At 59.4% G+C, this 23,000-nt stretch carries 20 protein-coding genes; 11 read left to right on the top strand and 9 right to left on the bottom strand.

The features are described 5' to 3' along the window. Positions 1–246: 246 nt before the first annotated feature. From E3374_RS16000 to E3374_RS15990, 3 genes are all read right to left on the bottom strand, one after another. Positions 247–1,260, bottom strand: coding sequence for a tyrosine-type recombinase/integrase (locus tag E3374_RS16000; protein ID WP_136689960.1), 1,014 nt, complete (start codon positions 1,258–1,260; stop codon positions 247–249). A 270-nt stretch (positions 1,261–1,530) separates the two neighbouring features. After that, complete coding sequence (locus E3374_RS15995) at positions 1,531–2,064, bottom strand: winged helix-turn-helix domain-containing protein (protein ID WP_136689959.1); 534 nt, start codon at positions 2,062–2,064, stop codon at positions 1,531–1,533. Positions 2,065–2,271: 207 nt separating this feature from the next. Further along, positions 2,272–3,444, bottom strand: a complete 1,173-nt coding sequence (locus tag E3374_RS15990) for a Fic family protein (protein WP_136689958.1) — start codon at positions 3,442–3,444, stop codon at positions 2,272–2,274. 597 nt (positions 3,445–4,041) lie between these two features. Here E3374_RS15990 and E3374_RS15985 point away from each other — a divergent pair. From E3374_RS15985 to E3374_RS15960, 7 genes are all read left to right on the top strand, one after another. After that, the gene (locus E3374_RS15985; protein WP_136689957.1) at positions 4,042–4,848 is read left to right on the top strand and encodes a hypothetical protein; all 807 of its coding nucleotides are present in this window, start codon (positions 4,042–4,044) and stop codon (positions 4,846–4,848) included. Between the two features lie 91 nt (positions 4,849–4,939). Further along, on the top strand, positions 4,940–6,028 hold the full coding sequence (locus tag E3374_RS15980; RefSeq protein WP_136689956.1) for a DUF4268 domain-containing protein: 1,089 nt from the start codon (positions 4,940–4,942) through the stop codon (positions 6,026–6,028). A 990-nt stretch (positions 6,029–7,018) separates the two neighbouring features. Further along, positions 7,019–7,396 (top strand): ArsR/SmtB family transcription factor, encoded by a 378-nt coding sequence (locus E3374_RS15975; protein WP_136689955.1) that lies wholly within the window; start codon positions 7,019–7,021, stop codon positions 7,394–7,396. Between the two features lie 30 nt (positions 7,397–7,426). Beyond that, positions 7,427–7,729 carry a DUF7521 family protein gene (locus E3374_RS15970; protein WP_136689954.1) on the top strand — a complete coding sequence of 101 codons (303 nt, stop codon included), beginning with the start codon at positions 7,427–7,429 and terminating at the stop codon, positions 7,727–7,729. Between the two features lie 225 nt (positions 7,730–7,954). Continuing rightward, positions 7,955–8,122, top strand: coding sequence for a hypothetical protein (locus E3374_RS17285; RefSeq protein WP_169051884.1), 168 nt, complete (start codon positions 7,955–7,957; stop codon positions 8,120–8,122). Between the two features lie 789 nt (positions 8,123–8,911). After that, positions 8,912–9,832, top strand: coding sequence for a dihydrodipicolinate synthase family protein (locus tag E3374_RS15965; protein ID WP_136689953.1), 921 nt, complete (start codon positions 8,912–8,914; stop codon positions 9,830–9,832). 135 nt (positions 9,833–9,967) lie between these two features. Continuing rightward, positions 9,968–10,843, top strand: coding sequence for a hypothetical protein (locus tag E3374_RS15960; protein ID WP_136689952.1), 876 nt, complete (start codon positions 9,968–9,970; stop codon positions 10,841–10,843). A 92-nt stretch (positions 10,844–10,935) separates the two neighbouring features. On the opposite strand, the gene E3374_RS15955 is transcribed toward E3374_RS15960, so the two are convergent. Beyond that, positions 10,936–11,301 (bottom strand): hypothetical protein, encoded by a 366-nt coding sequence (locus E3374_RS15955; protein ID WP_136689951.1) that lies wholly within the window; start codon positions 11,299–11,301, stop codon positions 10,936–10,938. A gap of 157 nt (positions 11,302–11,458) precedes the next feature. Here E3374_RS15955 and kdgK1 point away from each other — a divergent pair, with 157 nt between their 5' ends. Together kdgK1 and E3374_RS15945 are read left to right on the top strand one after the other, a co-directional pair. After that, positions 11,459–12,418: a bifunctional 2-dehydro-3-deoxygluconokinase/2-dehydro-3-deoxygalactonokinase gene (gene kdgK1 / locus E3374_RS15950; RefSeq protein ID WP_136689950.1), complete on the top strand. Its 960-nt coding sequence runs from the start codon at positions 11,459–11,461 to the stop codon at positions 12,416–12,418. Between the two features lie 55 nt (positions 12,419–12,473). Next, entirely contained in the window at positions 12,474–13,712 is a 1,239-nt protein-coding gene (locus E3374_RS15945; protein WP_136689949.1) for a mandelate racemase/muconate lactonizing enzyme family protein, read from the top strand. 178 nt (positions 13,713–13,890) lie between these two features. On the opposite strand, the gene E3374_RS15940 is transcribed toward E3374_RS15945, so the two are convergent. From E3374_RS15940 to E3374_RS15930, 3 genes are all read right to left on the bottom strand, one after another. Further along, complete coding sequence (locus E3374_RS15940) at positions 13,891–14,532, bottom strand: bifunctional 4-hydroxy-2-oxoglutarate aldolase/2-dehydro-3-deoxy-phosphogluconate aldolase (RefSeq protein WP_136689948.1); 642 nt, start codon at positions 14,530–14,532, stop codon at positions 13,891–13,893. Positions 14,533–14,609: 77 nt separating this feature from the next. Next, positions 14,610–15,305: a phosphoglycolate phosphatase gene (locus E3374_RS15935; protein ID WP_136689947.1), complete on the bottom strand. Its 696-nt coding sequence runs from the start codon at positions 15,303–15,305 to the stop codon at positions 14,610–14,612. A gap of 49 nt (positions 15,306–15,354) precedes the next feature. Then, the gene (locus E3374_RS15930; protein ID WP_136689946.1) at positions 15,355–15,885 is read right to left on the bottom strand and encodes a J domain-containing protein; all 531 of its coding nucleotides are present in this window, start codon (positions 15,883–15,885) and stop codon (positions 15,355–15,357) included. 133 nt (positions 15,886–16,018) lie between these two features. On the opposite strand from E3374_RS15930, the gene E3374_RS15925 reads away from it, so the two are divergent. After that, a complete protein-coding gene (locus E3374_RS15925) occupies positions 16,019–17,284 on the top strand; it encodes a M48 family metallopeptidase (protein WP_136689945.1) in 1,266 nt (421 codons plus the stop codon). Here the strand turns inward: E3374_RS15925 and serA are convergent, their stop codons facing one another. Continuing rightward, positions 17,285–18,850 carry a phosphoglycerate dehydrogenase gene (serA, locus tag E3374_RS15920; RefSeq protein WP_136689944.1) on the bottom strand — a complete coding sequence of 522 codons (1,566 nt, stop codon included), beginning with the start codon at positions 18,848–18,850 and terminating at the stop codon, positions 17,285–17,287. Positions 18,851–18,937: 87 nt separating this feature from the next. Here serA and E3374_RS15915 point away from each other — a divergent pair, with 87 nt between their 5' ends. Then, the gene (locus tag E3374_RS15915) at positions 18,938–21,613 is read left to right on the top strand and encodes a hypothetical protein (RefSeq protein WP_136689943.1); all 2,676 of its coding nucleotides are present in this window, start codon (positions 18,938–18,940) and stop codon (positions 21,611–21,613) included. A 173-nt stretch (positions 21,614–21,786) separates the two neighbouring features. Here the strand turns inward: E3374_RS15915 and E3374_RS15910 are convergent, their stop codons facing one another. Beyond that, the gene (locus tag E3374_RS15910) at positions 21,787–22,728 is read right to left on the bottom strand and encodes a hypothetical protein (RefSeq protein ID WP_136689942.1); all 942 of its coding nucleotides are present in this window, start codon (positions 22,726–22,728) and stop codon (positions 21,787–21,789) included. Between the last annotated feature and the right edge of the window lie 272 nt (positions 22,729–23,000).

Raw genomic sequence — 23,000 nt, 5'->3', positions numbered from 1 at the left:
ATATCAGGCAGGTGCCTGGACAATTCGCTATTTCAGTCCTCGTACTTACCTCCACAGCCCAAATGTGCCACAGTCCTGTGACACCCCAGACTAGATTGGAAACGGCGGATCGACAACTATCGGCTCACCTGCTTCCTCGTACGCAAAACCGGTGCTAGAAGTTTACAGAATCGAGCATCGACAGAGAGTATAATCGACCGACGACGAGGACAGTGAAATCACACACGGCGATCGATTGTGACTGAGTTAGTCGTCTGGAAGGTAGCGGCGCCGCTGACGTAGTTTGTCTTTCGCCGATCGCTGGTCGTAATGGCGTTCCAGCACGTCCATACCCACGTCCATCCGATCGCTCACGACCTTCTCCGGCGTGTCCTGCTGCAAGTGGTACGTGATCGCCCCGCGACGGAACGGGTGTGGGCTCATCGCCGACGGACAGGCGTACGCGCGGGCAGTCGAGAGAGCCTCGCAAGTCTCCTCGTCTCGGTCGTGTGGGCACTCGTTCGAGTAGACGCACGGGCGAGTGTACTGGTAGGCGATCGTCCGTCCGCGGTTCTTGCTCAGTCGAGCCCGTCGCGTCGCGAACAGCGGCAATCGCCCGTAATCGTCCTCGACACCCGGATGGTTCACCTCGAGCCAGTCGTCGAGGACAGTACAGACTCGCTCGGACAGGGCGACGAAACGCTCGCTATGTGCGCCGTTCTTCAACGGCGTCCCATCCGCAGGACGGTGGACCAGATCCAGGTACTGCTCGCCGGAATCGTAGTCCTCCACGTCGAGACTGATCGCCGCACCGATCCGCAGCCCTGTGTGCCAGAGGACCGAAAGCAGTGCATGTTCCAGCGTGGCGTATCGGTATCGATCGAGGTGCTCGAGGATCTGTCTGGCACGGTCGGGATTGACGAGTTCGTCACGGGCATCCTCCGCCGTCGTCCGCGGGAGAATGATCTTTTCGTCCATCCCGGGCTCGACCCCGTCGACGCTCGCACAGAATCTCAGGAAGATCCGTAGCGTTGCGAGCTGGCCCTTCATGGTCGCGGTGGCGAGGTCGTCCTCGTTCCGTCGGTCGACGCGGAAGCGATGCACGTCTCGCCCGGAGAGTTCGTTCAGGTTCTCGATGCCGTCCTGGTTGCACCAGTCGACAAACTGCTGGAGTCGGTACCCGTGGGACTGAATCGTCGCAACAGCGAGCTCGTTGCGTCGCTCGTCGAGGTACATCTGTCGGGCGGTCGCTGGATCGAGTGGGTCAAGTTCAGTGGACATGCGAATGCTCTGACGCAAACCGAAAGTGGTGTCCGAGTTTTGCAAGCCGAATGGTGAATCCGTGTCAACGTCGGACTGTATTTTCTCGAGAGTGGCCACATGCTCGTCCGATTTGCGCTCAGTCGAATCCTCGAACCGGGACGTAAAGATCAATCGCCGGTTGTGGTTGCCGTTCTTCACTCGGCCGAATCACGAATCGAGTTTAGTTGAGAGCTCCAGTCACAATGTTGCAATAGGGAAGTACAGAGGAAGAAGGCACAAGGAGTAGCGTCAGTCAAATTCGGGAACGACATCCTCGACGACCGGACGGAGTGCATCCAGAACGACGCCCGCTTCGACGGGTGAGATCTCTTGCTCGCGGGCCATGATCTGATGAGGTATCGATCCGTCGACGTACTCACGAGTGTATTCGAGTGCGACGGCGAGTCCGTCCAGTCCGTGGCGATCGATGTAGGTATCGATGTCATCGTCACGCGTTCGGCGGGCAACCGCCTCAACCAACTCCGGCGTGATTCGTCGTTCGGCATCGCCTTCTGCCAGTTGAATCTCTATCTCGTGAGCTGTATACTCCGCTGGTCGCCCGTCATTCGATTGTTCGATGAAACCCGCGGCTTCGAGGTCGTCGACGTATTCGTAGACCGTTCGTTGTGGTTGATCGAGCGTTTCGACAATGTCCTGGATCGTCGTCGACGGGTGATGGCGGATATAGGTGTATATCCATGCTTTGCGGGCGTTCCCGAGCAGTTCGAACGCCTCGCCGCCGGTATCGAGAGGTGTCTCATAGTTCGCTTTTCTCGTAGCCATCTTTTATAGCGAATTGCACACAAGTCGCAATAAGGTTTGTCGAGACAGAGGTGTCACAATGCGGAGTTCCGGTGTAGCGTAAAGCTACAGATTTGAGCCCCCAAAGCGCGCAAGAGTGTATGCTGAGCTGCTCACGCTGAAACAGACCTCCTCAAAACCAGACACATAGTCCGATCATAAAGAAGCCGCGTTTCCCGGACAATCGTGTCAGAGTCGGTCGATTGGCTTGTTAATGATCTCGAAGACCTCGCTTGCTCGATAGAACCGATTTCGCTCTTTTCCGGTGAGCTCTTCGAGTATTCCGTCGTCCTCGAGCTGCCCAACGAGCCGATTAGCCGTACTGTATTCTACCCCCAACCACTCGGCTGCCGTGTTCACATCGAGGTATGGATCTTCGAACAGCCGCATGACAAGCTCCAGGATGTTCTCAGACCGCTCACTCTGGTAGCGCTGTTGATAGTCCTCACGGAGGTCGACCAATAGATTTGCCCGCTGGTGAGCTTCGTCTGCCTGTGATTGGGCGCCACGAAGGAAGAACAGCAGCCACTCCTCCCATTCGCCATGCTGGCTTACTGCTAAGAGATGGTCGACGTAGTCCGAGCGTCGTGCATTGAAATACGAACTCAAGTATAGATACGGCTCGGGCAAGAGGCCGTCTCGTTGCAAAAGGAGACTGATTAACAGCCGCCCGAGACGACCATTCCCATCGAGAAACGGATGAATGGTCTCGAACTGATAGTGGATCAGTCCGGTCCGGAGGAGCGGATGGAGATCAACATCTTGGTTTGCGTACTCAAGCAAGTCCGCTAGAAGGTCGGGAATCTCGTTCGGTGGTGGCGGAACATACCTGGCGTCCTGGATGTAGGGCGTACTGCCGATGAAGTTCTGAGTCGCGCGGAGTTCGCCTGGATTGGCCGCATCTCCGCGGACACCTGAAAGCAATCTGTCGTGCATTTCGCACAGTAGCTCGACAGTGATCGGATCGCCCGCTGTGATCGCATCTAATCCGTGAGTCAGTGCGTGCAGGTAGTTCACAACCTCCTGTGTCCCCTGTCGTCTGTCTTCGTGGATGAGCGCTTCTTGTCCAGCCTCATAGGCGTAGATGTCAGAGAGTGTGGCATGTGTCCCTTCGATTTGCGAGGATTCCAGTGCTTCCTTTCGGATGAATGGCTCGATGAGTATCTCTCGCGATCCGACACGGGGACCGATACCATGGAGTCGACCAAGTGCCTGCGTCGCTTCCGCCAGCGGCGTAATGAGTTGCTCAGTGCTGATTGCGGGCGGAAGCGGATCGGGCCGAAACGCCGAGTACGTTCCCTTCTGTGTAGTCGTAGGAACGATTTCACCGGGAGCCGTCTCGTCGAAATCATCTCGTTCCATCAGTTGTATCCCTGCAAATACGGTGACCGTTATTGGTGTTTTCGGTGCTAAATAAAAATAGTGGGGTGGTAGATTACACCTCCACAAATACTCAAGATCTCTGCGTGGACTAGATACCTGTTGTCACTTAAGAACTTAAATCAGTTATTGACCGACCGCCAGTAGACTATCGTCTAAGCAGCGCTGGAGAACGGCTATTAGGACGACTTCCGAAACAGCACGCAAGAGGACCTGGCGGACAGTGTTGGAGTCGCGAAATCGACCTGTAGGGACCTACTTCATCGAACAGAATGACAGATCATCAGGCGGTTGGTGGCGAAAAGCGGAGACTCGCCCAAACGAAACGAGTTCCGACGATCGTTTGAACCGGAACACTGTGAAATTTGCATTCGGATTGAGCGGATGCGATATCACACAGTATGCCGACGACGATAAAGAAATATATATTTCAGAAATCTGCATTTCCAAAATCAGTAGTTCGATAACTCGTCCTCTTCCTGGAATCTCCATCGATCCCCCTCGTAGTACCTCGTTGATATCGGACTCTTCGAAGGTATCTTCAGCTGACGTGAACAGATCATATTGGAGAGCACCGAGATGGAAGACGACAAATCAGACGAGTATCAATTACGATTCGAGGACGGAAATGTCGTTGCGCAGTCGGATACTTCTGCAACCCCTGACGCTGATCACACTGCCGAATCTATTGAGCCGGGGGTAGAGACAGGATTCGTAGTCGAAGTGAAACCCGGGGCACTGGAGGTGAATGATCGACTTCGGGAAGCTGTCGGAGGCCACGGTGACACACTTGAATTCGGATCGAGAGAGCACGCGGAGGACTACGCAAGCCAGTTGTCAGCCTCCAATGGGCCACTCAGAGTCCAAGCCGCCCCAGAGAACGAACCAACAGACATCGATGCGTACCTACTCGCCGAACACAACCCGTCCATCAAGGAACCAGCTGATATCGACGGTGACACGTGGACGTTCGACGTGGGAGCGAACCTGTATGGTGCGCTTGGCGAGGCGATCCTATTGGAGTCCCCGAAGCCACACGCACTCATTTACTTCGTCCGGCAGGACCTAGATATCGACGAGAACGATCTTGAGTGGGGTCTAAGTGTAGATGTCAATCGCGGTCGTTCGTCTTCGGTTAAGATCTCATCCGGAATGGGAAGATGGAAGCCGGACTGCGTTATCAAGGCTAAAGACGGGTGGGACGGCGAACTATTGGAACGGTACTATTGTGAAATCAAGACGGGCGACGCGTCATTCCAACGGTCGCAGGTTAAAACGATGGAGACACTGGCAAGAGACGAACGCATCTTGAAAATCCGGGTCATCATCAAGGCCCTTCCGGACCAGTACTCACTCCGAATTCACGAGGTACATCCGCCGGAGTGAGGTCATGGCCCGAAGCGATGCAAATCGACCCTTGCCCGGCCGCTATGTCGACGGGGCAAGATCTTTTGGATGGCTCCTGGCATCTATGGTAATGTCATTGATCGGCTTTCGCCGCGAGGATGACGAAATTGAGTATCTCGAGGAGGTGGAGTACAGCGAGGAACATCTAGAGGACGACCTTCACGAGGTGATCCACAGCGATCCGAGGCTAGTGATGGGGACGCTCACGACCCGGGAGAACGTCGTTCTTGGGAGCAAGCTCCAGTTACCGACCGGCAAGGAGCCAGATCTACTTGTTTGTGACAAACGTGGGACGCTTACCACGATCGAGTTCAAGCGCGACCGGTCGCCGCGATCAGCCGCGACCCAACTATTTGATTATGCGTCCTCACTGGCCCGGATGGACCAAGACGAATTTTTCGACCTCACCGACTATGAGTCGGTGGAGGAACTCTACAGAGCGTTCGACCACGAAGAAGACTCGGAGTTTGACATCGACGACTTCGAGCGGGAGTTCACTGAGAGGCTGGAGTCGCCCCAGCTCATGCTGGTCGCGTACACGATGACCGACGACGTCCGGCGAATGACGCGCTGGCTGCGGGACGAACACGATCTGAAGATCAACTGCGTTGAATTCGATTACTACGAGAAGAACGATGCCGAGATGTTCGTCCCGACGATCATCGGTGTCGACGAGACGCAGGAAATCAAAGAACAGGAGGAATCGCCGAAACAGAAGAAGTACCGACGGTTCTTCGCCGAAGTGCTCGGACGCTTTAAAGAAGAACTCCCCGGCGTCACCAGCAGGAGTGCCAGTAGCGACAGCTGGCTCACGATTCCGGCCGGCCACACGGATGTCGAATTCGTGTGGCACTTCAAAGGGGATCCTGGCGACAAGGAGCTCCACGTCGTGATGAACTTTCAGTTTGACGAGTCCTCACGGAACGGGGAAATGCTTGAGACAATGCAGTCGGCAATCGAAGACCGTTCACTGGACATCTCCGGAGAGATCCATTCAGAGGGGTACGGCAGTAGCGGGTACACGCGACTCTATGTCAAACGGGAGGTGGGCCCACTGGACGACGCTCTGGAAGACGAGGATCTCAAAGTGTGGGCCGTTGGCCGGCTGGCGGAATTCCACGAACATTTGACGCCGGTTTTGAATGAGGAATTACAATAGAACGCACTGGCCGGTACATCCCAGGGGCTCGTTCAGAAGGATCGAATCTGTCTTGCAATGAACTGTCATTTTCCGTCTGTTAGTAAAGGTATTTGGGGAGCAGTTTGCTAATTCTGGAGTTGTCTAGGTATCAGTGGAGAGACCTAGCTTGATCAGACCGTAGCAAATGTATTGGTCAAGACGTTGTTTGGCCGGTGTGGGTCCAGATAGGGATTGATCTGCATTGCTATGATGATTCTTCAAAAGTTCAGTCACTATTTCAACACATCTCAAGCGGCTTTTCAGCACTGTACGCTCCGGAGTATTCATCGCTGACGCTCCAGAGCGTTCTGGAAGTTCCCCGAGCGGGCCCATCAAGAAGTTGACTATTTTGGAAGGTTTCCAAAACTAGTCTTACGGCCCTCAAAGTACAGAATACAGGCGAATTAGCGGAATTAGAAAATTCCGAAAATTCGGAGTTTAGTCAACACCTGTGTGGCCCCCGTCGCCGTCGTGTGGAACCCGGAGCCAAAGAGAGGTGGTCGCCGTAATCACCGAAACGGCTCGTAGAAAGCCGCCATCGATCATGTAGACCGGCCACGACTACGCCCATACCCGGTCGTGGTTCGTGGGGATGGAATCTCGGCACCGGACTATTCGCAAATGACTCACTCGGCCTTCCACGGGTCGGAACCCTCTGCCAGCGATAGCCGCACTTAGCTGGTATGCCCCATGCGTGGGAAGCCGCGCCGTCGTCGGGCTACGCCCGACTGCTTGAGGGAGCTACGCTCCCTCTCAGTTCACGGCGCGGAGGATGTCACTTTCGAACTCTACTGGCTGGGATGATCCTCTTGAACTCCTTCAAGAACGCGGTCCGACAGAATAGTTTGGACACCACCTCCTTGGATTCGTGTCAACACGTAATTGTGATATGCGTCATCGATTCGTCGAAGAACGTGCTCTCCAGATAGCCGTTGAAGTAGATCGCCTGGGTTTATCATTCACCCGGCAATGAGTCCATTCGTCGTGGGCAACGAATGGGATCCCGAGAACGTCTTCGAAGTCCTTGGGAACGAACACGTCCGCCAGATACTCGCGCTCGCTGACGTACGACCCCTTTCGGCGGACGAGCTCGCTGAACACACTGACGCGTCCCTCCCGACAGTCTACCGACGCGTCGACGTCCTCCAGGAATACGACATGCTTCGGGAAGAAACGCGGATCGACGGCGAGGGGAACCACTACAAGGTCTACGAGACGACCCTTGAACGGGTCAGTTTCGAGGTGGCCGACGGCGGGTTCACAGTCAACGTCGAACTCCGCGAGGACCTCGTCGACAAGTTCAGCGACTTCTGGAGCGATCTCGAACGCGGAGGAAACGAACCATGAAACAGCGAATATCGACGAGAGAACAGACAGATGGCTAACCCACCGGAACTGTGGCTGTTCGTCATGTCGAACGCGCTCGTCCTCGTGCTGGGTGGGGCGATGGCCTTCCTGAGCGGACGGGCCTACCAGCGTACCGGGAGCCGATCGTTCGGGCTCGCCTCGGGGGGGTTCGCCCTCCTCACGCTCGGGACGCTCGTCGAGGGTATCTACGAACTCGGTTACCGGCGGAGTTACGAACTCACTGGGCGCGAACTACTCGCGCTTCACACGGTCGAAGGCGTCCTCGTCGCGGCCGGACTCGCGGTGCTGTTTTACTCGTTGCAGCAACACTGACGGCACAGCCGGGAGCTGACCCCGCGTTTGTGCGTCGTGAAAATACCCTCGGTGAAGCGGGTAGTCGGCAGTGGTAGGATTTCCCCCCCGCTCTCGTGCTGGATGGCCGAAGTTGACACGCGTCGCGGATTCTCGGGTCGATGGCGGGCCGGTATCGCGAGGCCCGTTATGGTCCGGTGAAATCGCTCTCGGATTCTTAACCGGATCGAGCGTCTTCACTCGTACATGAGCGTCATCCAGTCGATCAAGGAGACGATCGGTCTCAAAGAGCCCCGACCCACCTACCGCTGTGCCGAGTGTGGGACAGAATTTCAGTCGTCGTCGGACACCGATTCCCACTGGTTCGGCTGTCCAGAATGTGATAGTAGCGACGCCGAACTGATCGAGGAGTAGCGGCTGACCCTCCTCAAGCCGGCCGCATTTCTCCGAGCGGCGTCCCAACTGATCATAGCGCAGCCACTGGCCCACCCGTCGGTTCGGTCACTGCACGACTTACAAAGTGATCGGGCGCCCTCCACCCGACGAGAGGTATCCGGCCCGGTATCAGATGAAGCCGGCGGCCGACACCGATACTCCCTCTGTGCTCTCCGTGACGTGGACGTCCAAAATCTGTTCTAATCTCAGTGAAAGCGGTGGTTCAGGAACTTCTGAGTGTGAAGTTGTGGTTACTGGTTTACAAACGTGTCCCCCGTTGATCCGGATGGACTGGTTCCCCTGACCGGTCCACCGACGCCGCACGGACGACGGGTCCGCGCCGCGGTCGGATCTCATCGCGTCCTCGGGTACCCGGGGACGACGGAGGCACAGGCCAACCGCCGACCCTCCGGCGTGTTGCTCATCCCCCCTTTCGTGTCAACACGTCAGTTCTCCATCCGATAGAGGGCGTCGGCACAGAGATTCGCGATGCGGAAGCACGAGCGTCGGGATGTCGAAGCTAAACGGCGTTTCGACGTTTCCGATCCTGTATCGGCGGAGAATGAGTCGACGCGAAATCTCCAGTGGTGACTTACAGCGGTAGCAAGTCGAAAGCCAACCCCTTCAGAGGAGGGAAGGGAGCAAAGACTGCACGTCCTCAGACCCGGTCTAACGGAACCCTCAACAAGCGAGGTCCTCAGACCGAACGAAGTAGGGTGTGGGAGTTGACCCCAGGTCTTAATATCCGACCTCCGATACCGGAGAACGATGCCCGAACACGCACCAGCGTCCGGAGAAGTGGATCCACTCGATCTCCACGGGGTCATCCCGCCGACGCTTACGGCCTTCGACAGAAACGAGAATGTCGATTACGAGGGGACAGCCGCCCAGGCTGAGTTCGTTGTCGACCGAGGCGTCCACGCCGTCTTCCCACTCGGTACGAACGGCGAGTTTCCGCTCTTGTCCGGCGACGAACGCGAGCGGATCGTCGAGACGGTCGTCGACGCCGTCGGCGACGAGGTACCGGTGATCGCCGGTGTCGGCGCACCGGGAACCCGAGAGACAGTCGAACACGCCGAGCGAGCGGCCCGAGCGGGCGCGGACGGACTCGTCGTCGTCACACCCTATTACTTCCCGCTCGATCACCGGGGTGCTGTCGAACACTACCGACAGGTTGCCGCGGCCGTCGATCGGCCGATCTACGCCTATCACATCCCGCAGCGAACCGGCAACACGCTGGGGGCCGAAACGATGCGCGAGATCGCGGCCATCGACGGCGTCGCGGGGCTGAAGGATACCAGCGAGGACGTTCCCTGGCTCGGTCGGGCAATGGCCGACAGCCCCGATCTGACGTACCTGGCGGGCTCGAACGCACTGCTGTATACGGGCCTGGAGATCGGCTGTTCGGGAACGGTCAGCTCCGTAGCCAATGCCTTCCCGGAACTGGTCGTCGACCTCTACGAGGCGTTCGACGACGGCGACGAGGAGCGAGCCCAGCAGCTCCAACGGCAGGTTCTGGACGTGCTCGCGGCCTTCGATCGCGGGCCGTACATGGCGGCTGTCAAGACGGCCCTCGCTCTTCGGGACGTGGACATCGAACCCGGACCGTTGCGGAGCCCGCTCCGGCGGTTGGACGACGAGGAAACGGCGGCACTGAAAGAAGACCTGAAAGAACTGGACCTCCTGTGAGCGAACCGCCGATCTGGCACTGGTCGCGATCCCGGCAGTCGGATACGCCGGCACCGAATTGCCGGCCGGACATGTCGACGCGAGCGTATCAGAACCATTATACGCCCAACAGGAGACCGTACACGCTGGACAATCATGAGTGAACCCACAGTCGAACGCGTCGACCACGAGCGATGGGGCGAGAGTATTCGCGTCGCCAACGGAACGATCGAACTGCTGGCGCCGACGTCGATCGGCCCGCGGATCGTCCACTTCGGGTTTGATGGAGGCCCCAACGAGTTCCGGATCTTCGAAGAGGGGCGCGAGGAGTGGCCACTGATCGGTGGGCATCGGCTCTGGCACGCCCCGGAGGACAGCGACAGGACCTACGAGCCCGACACGGATCCGGTCGATGCCGAGGTGCTGGTCGATGGCGTTCGTCTCGTCGGCCCGGAGGATCCCGGTGCCGGCGTCCAGAAGACGATCACGGTACGGATGGGAACCGGGGCGTCAGTCGAGGTCGAACACGAACTCACGAACCGACGCGCCTGGCCGCTTGAATTCGCGCCCTGGGGAATCTCCGTTCTCAAGCTTGACGGGACGGCTGTCCTCCCGTTCACCCCGCAGGCCGACGAGACATCGCTATTGCCAGACCGCTCGATCCAGTTGTGGCCCTACACCACGCCCGGCGACGACCGGATCGACTTCGGCGAGGAGTACATCTACGTCAGCCAGGAAACCGACCGCGAGGCGATGAAACTCGGTACATCGGGGGCGGACGGGTGGCTCGCCTATTTCAACGACGGCCACGTCTTCCGGAAGGACTACGCGTTCGACCCGTCGGCGACGTATCCGGACGGGGGCAGCGCGGCAGAGGTCTACACGAATCAGAACGTGATGGAAGTCGAGTCACTGGGTCCGCTCCGAACCGTCAAGCCCGGGGAGGGCGCAACTCACACCGAAACGTGGACACTAGCCGACGGCGTCGATACGCCCGCCGACGCCGCCGCGATCGACCCCGACGCGATCTGAGGGCGAAGACGAGCCATCCATGAAAAGGGGGCGTTCCCGACCGCTTGCCCCCTTCGCTTATCCCGTATCGTCGTCTTCCTGGTGAGCCTGTCTCACACCTCGTCGTCCTGGCGGCCCTGCGCATCCCAGATCTCGATCATCTTCTCGGCGAAGACTTCCGTTCGGACGGGGTAGCCACGCGGGCCAGTCTCTTCGATGGGCTCTTGGGCGACGTCCGCGACGAACTCTGCGTCGAAGTCCATGTCGACGAGCGTCTCGGTCACGTCGAAGGAGAGCGTCTGATCTTCGAGGGCGTTCTCCAGCCAGGGCGCCTTCGACTGGGTCTGATCGTACTCGATCTCGTAGGTATCTCCGCCGAAGAGGTCCCTGAGCGCCGCCATCTCTCCGATCTCGAGCCACTCCTCGTCCCACTCGACGAAGAAGGCACCGTCTTCGAGTTTCGTGTCGTAGCGTTGCATGGTGGATGCTCGTAGGTGAATACTACGCGGCTGTCGGGAAATAATCCACGAAGCGCGTGGCTATCGGGTTCGCAACCGTTTCGGACATACCACTCACGAGTAGATCCAGTGGCGAGGATCCCGCCGATTTATGCACCCGCCAGGCACACCGGCGAACGTGACACGACCTCGCCTCACTACGTTCGGCGAATCGCTCCTGCGACTGTCGACACCGGTTGAGGAACCGATCGAGGCAACCGATGCCTTCGACGTCTACGTCGGCGGCGCCGAGGGTAACGTCGCAGTCGCGGCCCAGCGCCTCGGGATCGACGCCACCTGGGTATCGAAACTCCCCCGGACGCCGCTGGGCGAGAAGGTGACCTCGACGTACCACACCCACGGCGTCGACACGGCCGTCGCCTGGGACGACGACGGCCGCGTGGGTACGTATTACCTCGAACGCGGCGGACAACCGCGGGGTTCGAGCGTCTTCTACGACCGGGCTGACTCCGCGATCACGACCGCCACATACGAGGAACTGCCTACGGAACCGATCGAACATACCGACACCCTGCACGTCACGGGGATTACGCCGGCGCTCTCGGAAACGCTCGCGGAGACGACAGAGCGGGTCCTCACCACCGCGGATGACAACGGGATTACGACGGTCTTCGACGTCAACTACCGATCGAACCTCTGGGACACCGAGACGGCCGCGGCGACGCTTTCGGACCTCCTCCCGCTGGTCGATATCCTCTTCGTCGCCCGGCGAGACGCTGCGACGGTTCTGGACTTCGACGGGAACGACGAGGCGGTCGTCGAGGGATTACGGGACGCCTACGACGCCGACCTCGTCGTCATGACCCGCGGTGAGGAGGGTGCACTGGCCTTCGACGGCGACCAGGCCGTGAGCCAGCCGGTGATCGAGACAGAGACCACTGACGCGATCGGAACTGGCGACGCTTTCGTCGGCGGGTTCCTGGCTTCCTGGCTCGACGGGACGGATCTGTCGACCGCGTTGGCGTGGGGGGCCGCGACGGCGGCGCTCAAGCGGACGATCGAGGGCGACCTCGCCGTCGTGCGACCGGAGGCCGTCGAGTCGATCGTCGCGGGTGACGTCGACGAGATATCACGCTGATTCAAGACGAGCTTCCTGGGAAAGGATTAACCACTCGAACGCCGACTTCCCGGGCGTGCCAGTAGATTACACCCAGCTTAGCGATCCGAACGCGGAGTACACGATGCGTGACCTCTCCGCCGAGACGATGGGCGTGATAGCTGATCGCGGCACGCGGGACGTCGAGATCACCGACATCCAGACGACGATGGTCGACGGAAACTACCCCTGGACACTCGTCCGGATCTACACCGACGCGGGCGTCGTCGGGACGGGCGAGGCCTACTGGGGAGCAGGCGTCCCCGAACTCGTCGAGCGACTGAAACCCTTCATCGTCGGCGAGAACCCGCTTGACATCGACCGCCTGTACGAACACATGGTCCAGAAGACCTCCGGCGAAGGCTCGATCGCCGGCGTGTGGCTCCACGCCATTTCGGGTGTCGAGATCGCGCTGCACGACCTCGCCGGGAAGATCATGGACGTACCCGCCTATCAACTCCTCGGCGGGAAGTACCGCGACGACGTGCGGGTTTACTGTGACCTTCACACCGAGGACGAGGCTGACCCGCAGGCCTGCGCGGACGAGGCCGAGCGCGTCGTCGAGGAGTTAGGTTACGACGCGATCAAGTTCGATCTCGACGTCCCCAGCGGCCACGAGAAGGACTCGGCCAACCGCCACCTCAGCCAACCCGAGATCGAGCACAAGGCCGAGATCGTCCGTGCCACGACCGAGCGTGTCGGCGACGCCGCCGAGGTCGCTTTCGACTGCCACTGGACATACACCGGTGGCAGCGCAAAGCGACTCGCCGAAGAGATCGAGGACGACGACGTCTGGTGGCTCGAAGACCCGGTCCCACCGGAGAATCACGACGTTCAGCGTGAGGTCACGCAGTCGACGACGACGCCGATCGCCGTCGGTGAGAACGTCTATCGCAAGCACGGCCAGCGCCGCCTGCTCGAAGAGCAGGCCGTCGACATCATCGCGCCCGACGTGCCGCGAGTCGGCGGCATGCGCGAGACCCGGAAGATCGCCGACCTGGCCGATCTCTACTACATCCCCGTTGCGATGCACAACGTCGGCTCGCCGATCGCAACGATGGCCTCCGCACAGGTCGGCGCGGCGATCCCGAACGCCCTCGCCGTCGAGTACCACTCCTACGAACTCGGTTGGTGGGAAGACCTGGTCGAGGAGGACGGTCTCATCGAGGACGGTTCGATGGCAATCCCCGAGAAGCCAGGCCTTGGTCTGACGCTCGATCTCGACGCCGTCGAGAAGTACAAGGTCGACGGCGAGACGGTGTTCGACGAGGCATAGCCTCGTCGAGTTCGACAGACGAGCGAAGCGAGTCTGTCGGCGTTCGATCCCGCCTAGGGATCGAACCGGCAAATCTCTGATTTGAATCGTTCGACGAGGCATAGCCTCGTCGAGTTCGACAGACGAACGGAGTGAGTCTGTCGGCGTTCGATCCCGCCTAGGGATCGCGTTCGTCAACTCAGTCTTGGGCGTCCTCGACGGCCGTGACGAACTCGGCGGCGTGGTCCTCGACGGCGTCGAAGTCGCCGCGCTCGATGGCATCGTAGTCGATGAGTGCACTGCCGGCGCCCACAACGGTCGCGCCAGCGTCGAAGAAGGCATCAACGTTGTCCGGTCCGATCCCGCCAGTCGGCATCAGCGGCAGGTCGCCCAGGGGGGCCTGGATCGCGCTCAGGTGGTCCGGTCCCACCGTCGCAGCGGGGAACACCTTGATCAGATCGGACCCGGCCTCGGCCGCCCGGATGGCCTCGGTCGGGGTCATCACACCCGGTGCGACGAGGACACCGTAGCGGTTGGCCGTCTCGATCACGTCGGGTGCGAGCGTCGGCCCGACGACGAACTCGGCACCCGCCTCGATCGCCGATCGGGCGGCCGGGGCGTCCAGCACCGACCCGGCACCGACGACGGCTTCCTCGTCGTCAGCGAACTCCGCGGTCACCTCAGAGACGAGGTCGGTCGCGTTCGTGGCGTCGACCGTCACCTCGAAGGCCGTCACACCGCCGGCCCGTAGCGCCTCGACGGTGTCGAGCATCGCGTCGGCGTCGATGTTCCGGAGCACAGCGACGACGCCACTGTCGATCAATCGATCGTGTGCGTTCATCACGTCCGGGGGTGTCGGGACACGCCGGCATAACGGTCCCGACTCACTCTCGTCGCTGCGAGTTCCGATCCGCCGGATCAGAACTGTCCGGCTTCGACGCGATCGAGCGCCTCGAGGAAGCCGTCGGCGAAGGAACGGTCAGTGACGTGGTCGGCCGCTTCGATCGCCGCAGCGTCGGCGTTGGCGACGGCGATGGCCGTGCCGGCCCGCTCGAAGGTCGAGACGTCGTTCGCGGAGTCGCCGACGGCCAGGAAGTCGGCGGGTTCGTATTCCAGCGACTCCGCGACCGATTCCAGGGCCCGCCCCTTGCTCATGTCGGGAGACTTGACGTGGTAGGCGTAGGTCGTGTCGACGACTTCCAGGCCGTGTTCGCGTGCGATCTCCCGCAGTGGCTCGATCGGAACGTCGTGGGCCAGTGCGACCTCGGTCTCGCGCCAGCGGTTGACCAGGTCAGCCGGCCCCCACCCGAGGTCGTAGCCCGCCGCGACGTACTCGTCGGCGACGGCCTGGGCGGCCTCGCGGTCGCCGTGGCGTTCGATCCCCTCGGCCGTCTCGACGAAGGAGAGACCGCCGTTCTCGGCGATGACGTGACGATCCAGTCCGAGGTAGTTACACAGCGCGATCGGAAACGGGAGGACTTTTCCTGTCGCGAGGATGACCGGCGCGGCCCACTCACGGAGTGCCTCACCCACGCGAGGATCGAGGATCATGTCGTCGTCCGTCAGCGTGCCGTCGATATCGGTCACCAGCGGAGGAACCGCTTTCTCAGTCATGTCGGAGCGTCCGATCCCCGCCGGCTTGCCGGTTGCGCTTCGAAGGGAGTCACTCCCGGAGGGTCTCGTAGGCGTCTTGTACGCGCTTGAACGCCTCCCGGTCGCCGTCCTCGGAGTCCGGGTGGACATCCTTGACGCGCTCGCGGTACACTTCCTTGATCCGCTCCTGGTCGGTGTCCGGGCCCACGCCGAGCACTTCGCGAGCCTCTTTCCGGGCCATCGAAACATCTTCCGGGCGGGACCGTGGACCGCCGTTAGTCCGTCGGGTTCGCTCACGCCGTGCTCGGCGTCCTCGGATGCGTTCCGCCCGTCTGCGGCGTGCCCGACCTCGTCGGTCCGATCCGTCCGGATCCCGGCCCGTCGATCGGCCGCCGTTGGCCGCGGCCCGCTGTTCGACGCGACGGTAGATCCGGGCGGCCAGCCGGCCGCTGGCGTGCATCCACAGGAAGTAGGTCACGACGCCGAACAACGCTGCCGGGGCGAGGATCGCGGGGTTGTACAGCACCCCTGCAACGGCTAATGTGGCCGTCATCGCGGCGAAGGAGCCGGCAAGCCCGGACAACAGTCGCGACCGTTTCACGGCCGTCGGTTGGGTGTCGACCGGCCTAAACCTCTCGCAACCCCCATCGTTTGAAGGGGTCTCCTGCTGTGATCGCTGACCCGTCCATCCTCGATGTCCCTCCTCTTTTGCTCGTCCGCGTCCAAGCGCGGATATGCTCGTCTATCACGTCCTCTTCGTCGTGGTGCTGGTCGGGACGGAAGCGTTTTTCACGGCGCTTGCGACGATGAACCTCCGGCACGCCGAGCGGACCGTCGCCGAGGAGGAGGGGTGGCTCCGGGAGCGGGTCGGCGTCGACGATCCCCGCGAACTGATCGATTACAACCGTCTCGGGACAGGACTCTCGCAACTACAGACGTGGATCTCGCTCGCGATCGTCCTGTTGGTCCTCTATTCGGGCGTCTACGCGGACATCGTCGCCGCCATCGAGGCGACCGGCTGGCCGCTGGTCGTCCGCGGGACCGTCTTCGTTCTCGGGGCCCTCCTCGCCCTCCAGGCGATCAGTCTCCCCTTCGACATCGTCGAGACGTTCGTCGTCGAGGAGCAGTTCGGATTCAACCAGCAGACGCTGGGGCTGTGGTTCCGTGATCTCGTCGTTTCGCTGGCTGTGATGGTCGTCCTCGGCGGCGTGTTCGCCGCCGCACTGTTCGCGGCGATGGGCGCGATCGGCGGCCTCTGGTGGGTCGGCGCCTGGCTGCTGTTCGTCGGCTTCGCCTTGGTGATGCAGGTGCTCTATCCGCGCGTGATCGCGCCACTGTTCAACGACTTCGAGCCGATCGAGGGCGGCAATCTCGAGGATGCCGTAACGGATGTCTTCGACCGCGCCGGCTTCACCTGCTCACAGCTGTACGAGATGGACGCCAGCCGTCGGTCGAGCCACTCAAACGCCTACTTCGTCGGCTTTGGCCGGACCAAACGCGTGGTCCTGTTCGACACGCTGATCGATCAACTGTCGATCCCGTCGATCCAGGCGGTACTGGCCCACGAACTCGCTCATTATCAGCACGGACATACCTGGAAGCAACTCGCCGCCGGAGCAATCCAGGTCGGCGTTGTGCTGTTCGGGGCGTCGCTGCTGGTCGAAGCGACCTGGCTGTACGACATGTTCGCGGTTGCGGGCCAGCCCATGTATGCCGGCCTGGGGCTGGCTGTGCTGTTACTGGAGCCGGTCGCACGACTGTCCGCGCCGCTGACCAACCGGCTGTCGCTGGCTCACGAACGAGAAGCCGATGCTTTCGCGGTCGAGGTGGCCGACGCCGACGCGATGATCGATGCGCTGACGGATCTGACGGGCGAAAACCTCTCGAACCCGTTTCCGCATCCACTGTACGCCACGTTTCACTACGATCATCCGCCGATCCCCGAGCGGATCAGACATATCCAAAAGACGGCGGACGGGAGAAACGAACGGCCGGTCTGATCAGTGCAGTTCGATGACTTCGACGCCGGTGACGCGGTCGTCGGCCTCCATGGCCGCGACGACCTCGTCGCGGACTGTATCGTCGAGATTGTAGACGGACATGGCCTCGCCGTCGATCGCCTGGCGGGCGTTGGCCATGCCGGCGATGTTGACATCGTGTTCGCCGAGGATCGAACCGAGCGAGCCGATCACGCCCGGCTCGTCGTTGTTGTAGGAGACGAGCATCGTCCCGTAGGGGACCGCGTCGACCCGGAAGCCGTCGATCTCGACGATCCGGGGCTCGTTGTCACCGAAGAGCGTCCCACTGACCGTCAGTTCCTCCTCGCCGTCGCTGACAGTGATCGAGACGAGGTTCTGGTAGTCCTCGGTCTCGCGACGACGGCTCTCGACGACCTGGATACCCCGGCGCTCGGCGATCCGGGTCGGCGCGTCGACGACGACATCCTGCCAGCCGAAGGGGTTGAACACGGCCGCTGTGATCAGGTCGACCTCCTCGTCGGCCAGGTCGCCGGCGTACTCAATCTCGATGGACTGGACGCGACCGTCGAACAGTCGAAGCGCGAGTTTGCTCGCGGTTTCGGCGACGTCGACGAACCCGCGCGTCCGCGGGTCCGAACTCGCGTCCGTCGAGGGAATGTTCAGCGCGTTCTGGACTTCCTCGCCCTCGAGCCCCGCGATGATGCTGTTGGCGGCGGTAACGGCGACGTTGACCTGCGCGTTGTAGGTTTTCGCGCCCAGGTGGGGTGTGACGATGATGTCGTCGACGGCCAGTAAGGGGTTGTCCTCGGCCGGTGGTTCCGTCGAGAAGACATCGACGCCCGCAGCCTCGATGTCGCCGCTTGCGACGGCATTCGCGAGTGCCTGCTCGTCGATAATACCGCCCCTGGAACTCAACACGACGAGATCCCCATTGAAGCGCTCGATCTCCTCGGGGCCGATCAGCCCGCGCGTCTCGTCGGTCAGGCGGGCCTGCACGGAGAGGAGATCGACGCGTTCGAGCAGTTCGTCGAGTTCGACTAGCTCGATGCCCATCTGGCGGGCGCGGGCCTCCCCGAGATAGGGATCGTAGGCGAGTAAGTCCATCCCGAGGTTGTCCAGCCGCCAGGCGACCTCCTGGCCCAGCCGGCCCAGGCCGACGATCCCGGCGGTCATCCCGCCGAGTTCCAGCCCCTCGAAGGACTCGCCGTTCCAGCCGCCGTCCTGGACTTGCATGTGGCCCTGCGGGATACGTTTGGCGGCGTTAAAGGCAAGGCCGATCGTGTGTTCGGCTGCCGCATAGACGTTTCCGCGGGGTGCGTTGGCGACGATGACGCCGTGGTCGGTCGCCGCCGGGATGTCGATGTTGTCGACGCCGATCCCCGCCCGCGAGACGACCTTGAGGTTGGGTGCGTTCTCGAAAACCTCGCGGGTGATCTCCGTCCCGCGGATGAGCATTGCGTCGACGTCCTCGACGATCTCCAAGACGCCTTCGGTGTCGATATCCACGTCCTCGACGACGTCGAGACCGGCGCTACGCAGTCGCGCCAGGCCCGCATCGTCGATCGGGTCCGTGACCAGTACCTTCATGCACGGAGGGAATTCCCCCACCACATTAACCTTTTAGAGTTCGTCCTGGCGCGAAACTTTCGCGAATTACCAACAGCGAGCAACGGGATGGACAGGAAATACACGACCTACGAGTTATCGGTCACCGGAACGGATCCGACCGATCCTGATAGCGATTCTAACGAGACGGTATCTGACAAAGGGGATAACGGGATCAAAGATGGGGCAGAAGATTTCGACGGTGACGGGATTCCGACCGCACGTGAGTTCGAGATCGGGACTGATCCCCTCGAACCGGACACTGACGGCGACGGACTAAACGATACCTTCGAGTTAGTGTACGCGTTCACTGATCCGACTAAAGTGGATTCCGACGGAGATGGTATCAATGATTCGAAGGGTGATCCGGACGAAGACGGACTAACGAACCTCGAAGAACAGGAATTCAGAACGGACCCGATGGACACAGATACCGACGGGGACGGATTGACCGACGGTCGAGAAGTCGAACTCGGAACAGACCCGACCGAAGCCGACTCCGACGGCGATGGACTCACGGACAGTGCGGAAGTCACAGCCGGAACCGATCCCCTGGACTCTGATTCCGATGGAGACGGCACAATTGATGGCAACGAGACGCTACAGATCGAAACGAAAAACGAAAGTGTCGGAGCCAAGGTGACCCTCTCCGGAAAAGGTATTGTCGCCAATTCGGCCACGATCGAAGAGACGACTGAAATACCGTTCGAAGCCAGTGCAGTCTCGGATGTCGCTGTCTCGGATGTCGTCGAGTTCGATACCCAGAAGGACTTCGACGAGGCGACGATCGAACTGGATTATACCGAATCGGAGATTGACAGCTCCGAATCAGAATTGTCCATATATAGATACAACAAGACATACCAGACGTTCGTCGCAGTCGATTCGACGGTTCATCCGGGTCGGAACGTCGTCACCGCGGATGTTTCACACTTCTCGACGTACGCGGTACTGGACAGTCACACCTGGGACGCGCAAACGAGCCAGCCAACTGCCGAACCCCTCGACGATACTAGTGACACATGGCAACTCCCGGTGTACACTGACGACTTCACGGACGGTAACCTCAGTGACTGGACGACGCGAGAAGTAAATCGGGACCCGGGTGGATACTTTATCGACCCGATCCACGACAACGGTCACGTCCGGGCGAGCAACAGTAACCTCGAGCTGCAATCGTATGGCTGTTACGCGACGTCGGCCGGCAAGGGTATCGGACAGTTCAACGGCACCGTCACTGTCAGATTCACGTATAACCGCCAGGAGGGAGATGGTAATGGCGTCCACCAGACACTGTTCCATCTCGTGGAGGACGGACAGCAGACTCCCTACGAAGTCGTCGACGGTGGATACGGTGACCGCGCGCTTCCGCCACGACACTACGAGGACGAACGCGGAGCAACGACGGTTCGTGGTGACGTCAACGGAACCTTCGGATTCGTGTTCGTCAATCGTGTCCGGCCGTTCTTCGACTCCGGTCGGAAATGCGCTCTCGGGTCGATGGACACGACGACCCTGCAGATCGACACTGTCGAAACCAGCATCAGCGTCCGAAACGCCACGGACAGCGACGGGGACGGTCTCCCGGACTACCTCGAAAAGCGCGGAATCCCCGTCGGCTGGGATGAACGAATTAAGACGGACCCGTACGATCCGGACACGGACGACGACGGGTTGACAGACGGGCAAGAACTCGGCGTTGATGGCTTCACGAACCACCCGAACAGCGAAGACAAGCAGTACTTCCGGATGCAGAGCGATCCGACGACCGTCGACAGCGACGGTGACGGACTGAGTGACCTCGACGAGCGAATGGCCGGGACGAACCCCCTGTCTCCTGATACTGACGGCGACGGACTGGCCGATGCCTCCGATTACGAGCCACTGCAAGAGACCCGTGTGCTGGAAGTATCATCGACGGACAAAGCGACGGCGATTATGAAAGGTGCCGTCCTTGGTGATACGAGCAGTCCTGAGGCTGCCCTGGGTAAGCCGAAGATAGAGGGCCCATATTATCTTCTCGGAAAGACATTGAGTACCGCCCATCCGATTGGAGACATTCGTGATGTCGTTGGGAATATTGCTAGAGGGAAACCAGTAGACGCTGCGTTCTCGGCGGCCGGTGTCGTTCCAGTAATTGGAGATACGTCGAAATTATCTAACGGTGTTGCCAAGTATACCGGAAAATACGGCGATGAATTCGGTGTAGGAGTTATTGAAGTGCTCAGCAAAGCGGGGGTCTTCGATCATATGTCGGACGCGCAGGTTCGAGGAATTGTCAAGGCTGCAGTCAACGTTAAAAAACTTAAACTAAAAGGCATCGGCCTCTCTGCCCGCGAATATACCCAATTCATTAAAGAAATTGACGCACAAGTCTCCACAGATGAGATTGAGGAGGTGAGAACGATATCGTCACATGGGCGGAAAATGACAGACAAATTTGTATTCATCACAAAAGATAGGTGGGACTATCTCAAGGGTACTGTCGGTGCCGACATTTCGGCTCGCGATGACCTGGATACATCCACCGGAATGAGCGACTCGGAGGTCAAATCGACGTTGCTCGATATCGCAGAAGGCTCAGATTGGCAATCCGATCCAATCCTCACATATTCTGGTGGCTTCGCTGGTAGTAGCGAATCACGGCTCGCCATTACAAGTGAACATCTTGGCAATCACGGCGCTATAATCGTCGGGTACCCACTCGATGGTGCCGGTGTAGCGGAGATCGTCTTCGATAGCTAACGACTCTACGTACTATATTTATACAACTCTACGTAGCTGGATAGATTCGGCGACCCGTACCGACGGCATTTTGCTAACTAGACCGCTTTGCTTGTGAAGCGGAGAGATCTTCGACAGAGGCATCGGCGGTTCCCGCATCAACTCATAATTCTGACGATCGGAACTGACGCTGTCTAGTGATTACCAGAACCCAGTCTGATCCAGCCGATGAATAGAAATACGATGATACCACCGAGTCCAAGTAGAAACAGTACTGGATCGTATCCGACGATCGTCTCAATACCGGCATGTTCTGCAACTGTTTTACTTGCTCCCCTCGAATCATAAAAGATAGCTGCAGTATATACCCAGACCACGAAAAGAGAAGCAGACGCTGATCCTAGTCCTTTGCTCAGTTCTGCTGCAAAATACTCAGTTGGGGATATTTCGGCTCCTTCTTTGTCGGGCTCGCTTCGCCGTAGCGTCAACGGTACAATGAGGTCCCGATATCCACGGACACACAAGTTTCCAAAAAACATGCCACAGAATACACCGAATCCTATCCGCGGAAAATAGTAAGAAAGTCCAACAAATGGCAAAACGGAGATGATGTGTGGTAATCCATTGCGACCCGAAGACGAACTTCCAAGTCGCTTTCCGATGACGTTGAGTTGTTCCCAGAACCATCCCACGTAGATAATTCCAACTGGAATGGTGAGTAGAGTTGAAACGATGACAGCCGGTTCAATTAGGTTCGTATCAAGTGTATCAAGTGGGAGTTTCTTTATTGCAGCAACAACCGATGAGAGTTCGAATACGATCAGTGTCAATGTTGGGGCTGGTTGAGAGGGGCGATTCGAAAGTGCGAGTATCCCCATCTGTAGTATGGTGGCAATGATACAGAGCAAAACGCCGCCACCGAGTACTACCGTCCAGTCAATCGAAACTGAGCCAATCACTAACTCGGCTGAATCACCCGGTACCCAAAACGAAAACAAAAGGAGTCCGATTATATATCCTGCGGCACCTAGGCCGCGTAGGGCTGTTATCCCAAGCGATACACTGGCAAACGGACTCTTCGGCAACGCGAATCTTCGATTGTCTGTACCGAGAATATGCTCCAGATCTGGTGTCATTGTTCGGTAGGGAAACTCATCACAGAACCCTTTGAGAGGTATTGCTCACGATCCTTTTCGAGCGAAACCGTATCACGCCTGTAAGATCGATTTCCCATGATGACTGGAATCAGGTACAGTCGCCAGTATTCATAGCTACTTGCTGGCTTTCACTGTGGACGTACATATTCATTTTCATATCTCTGAATGGTGTTTTACGGGATATTTTTCCACTCGTAGGCTCTGGTGAATCGCTAAACAGCGGCGGCTTCGACCGTCAGAACTAGGGAGAT

Origin of the sequence: Halorhabdus amylolytica, assembly GCF_004944975.1 — an archaeon.
In the GTDB taxonomy this organism is placed as follows: domain Archaea; phylum Halobacteriota; class Halobacteria; order Halobacteriales; family Haloarculaceae; genus Halorhabdus; species Halorhabdus amylolytica.
Note: the sequence above shows the minus strand (reverse complement) of the source record. Positions and strands in the feature narration are given on the sequence as shown.

Excerpts from the sequence above, each read along its gene's own strand:
- E3374_RS16000 (WP_136689960.1), bottom strand. The coding sequence starts at position 1,260 with ATGTCCACTGAACTTGACCCACTCGATCCAGCGACCGCCCGACAGATG.
- E3374_RS15995 (WP_136689959.1), bottom strand. The coding sequence starts at position 2,064 with ATGGCTACGAGAAAAGCGAACTATGAGACACCTCTCGATACCGGCGGC.
- E3374_RS15990 (WP_136689958.1), bottom strand. The coding sequence starts at position 3,444 with ATGGAACGAGATGATTTCGACGAGACGGCTCCCGGTGAAATCGTTCCT.
- E3374_RS15985 (WP_136689957.1), top strand. The coding sequence starts at position 4,042 with ATGGAAGACGACAAATCAGACGAGTATCAATTACGATTCGAGGACGGA.
- E3374_RS15980 (WP_136689956.1), top strand. The coding sequence starts at position 4,940 with ATGTCATTGATCGGCTTTCGCCGCGAGGATGACGAAATTGAGTATCTC.
- E3374_RS15975 (WP_136689955.1), top strand. The coding sequence starts at position 7,019 with ATGAGTCCATTCGTCGTGGGCAACGAATGGGATCCCGAGAACGTCTTC.
- E3374_RS15970 (WP_136689954.1), top strand. The coding sequence starts at position 7,427 with ATGGCTAACCCACCGGAACTGTGGCTGTTCGTCATGTCGAACGCGCTC.
- E3374_RS17285 (WP_169051884.1), top strand. The coding sequence starts at position 7,955 with ATGAGCGTCATCCAGTCGATCAAGGAGACGATCGGTCTCAAAGAGCCC.
- E3374_RS15965 (WP_136689953.1), top strand. The coding sequence starts at position 8,912 with ATGCCCGAACACGCACCAGCGTCCGGAGAAGTGGATCCACTCGATCTC.
- E3374_RS15960 (WP_136689952.1), top strand. The coding sequence starts at position 9,968 with ATGAGTGAACCCACAGTCGAACGCGTCGACCACGAGCGATGGGGCGAG.
- E3374_RS15955 (WP_136689951.1), bottom strand. The coding sequence starts at position 11,301 with ATGCAACGCTACGACACGAAACTCGAAGACGGTGCCTTCTTCGTCGAG.
- E3374_RS15940 (WP_136689948.1), bottom strand. The coding sequence starts at position 14,532 with ATGAACGCACACGATCGATTGATCGACAGTGGCGTCGTCGCTGTGCTC.
- E3374_RS15935 (WP_136689947.1), bottom strand. The coding sequence starts at position 15,305 with ATGACTGAGAAAGCGGTTCCTCCGCTGGTGACCGATATCGACGGCACG.
- E3374_RS15925 (WP_136689945.1), top strand. The coding sequence starts at position 16,019 with ATGCTCGTCTATCACGTCCTCTTCGTCGTGGTGCTGGTCGGGACGGAA.
- serA (WP_136689944.1), bottom strand. The coding sequence starts at position 18,850 with ATGAAGGTACTGGTCACGGACCCGATCGACGATGCGGGCCTGGCGCGA.
- E3374_RS15915 (WP_136689943.1), top strand. The coding sequence starts at position 18,938 with ATGGACAGGAAATACACGACCTACGAGTTATCGGTCACCGGAACGGAT.
- E3374_RS15910 (WP_136689942.1), bottom strand. The coding sequence starts at position 22,728 with ATGACACCAGATCTGGAGCATATTCTCGGTACAGACAATCGAAGATTC.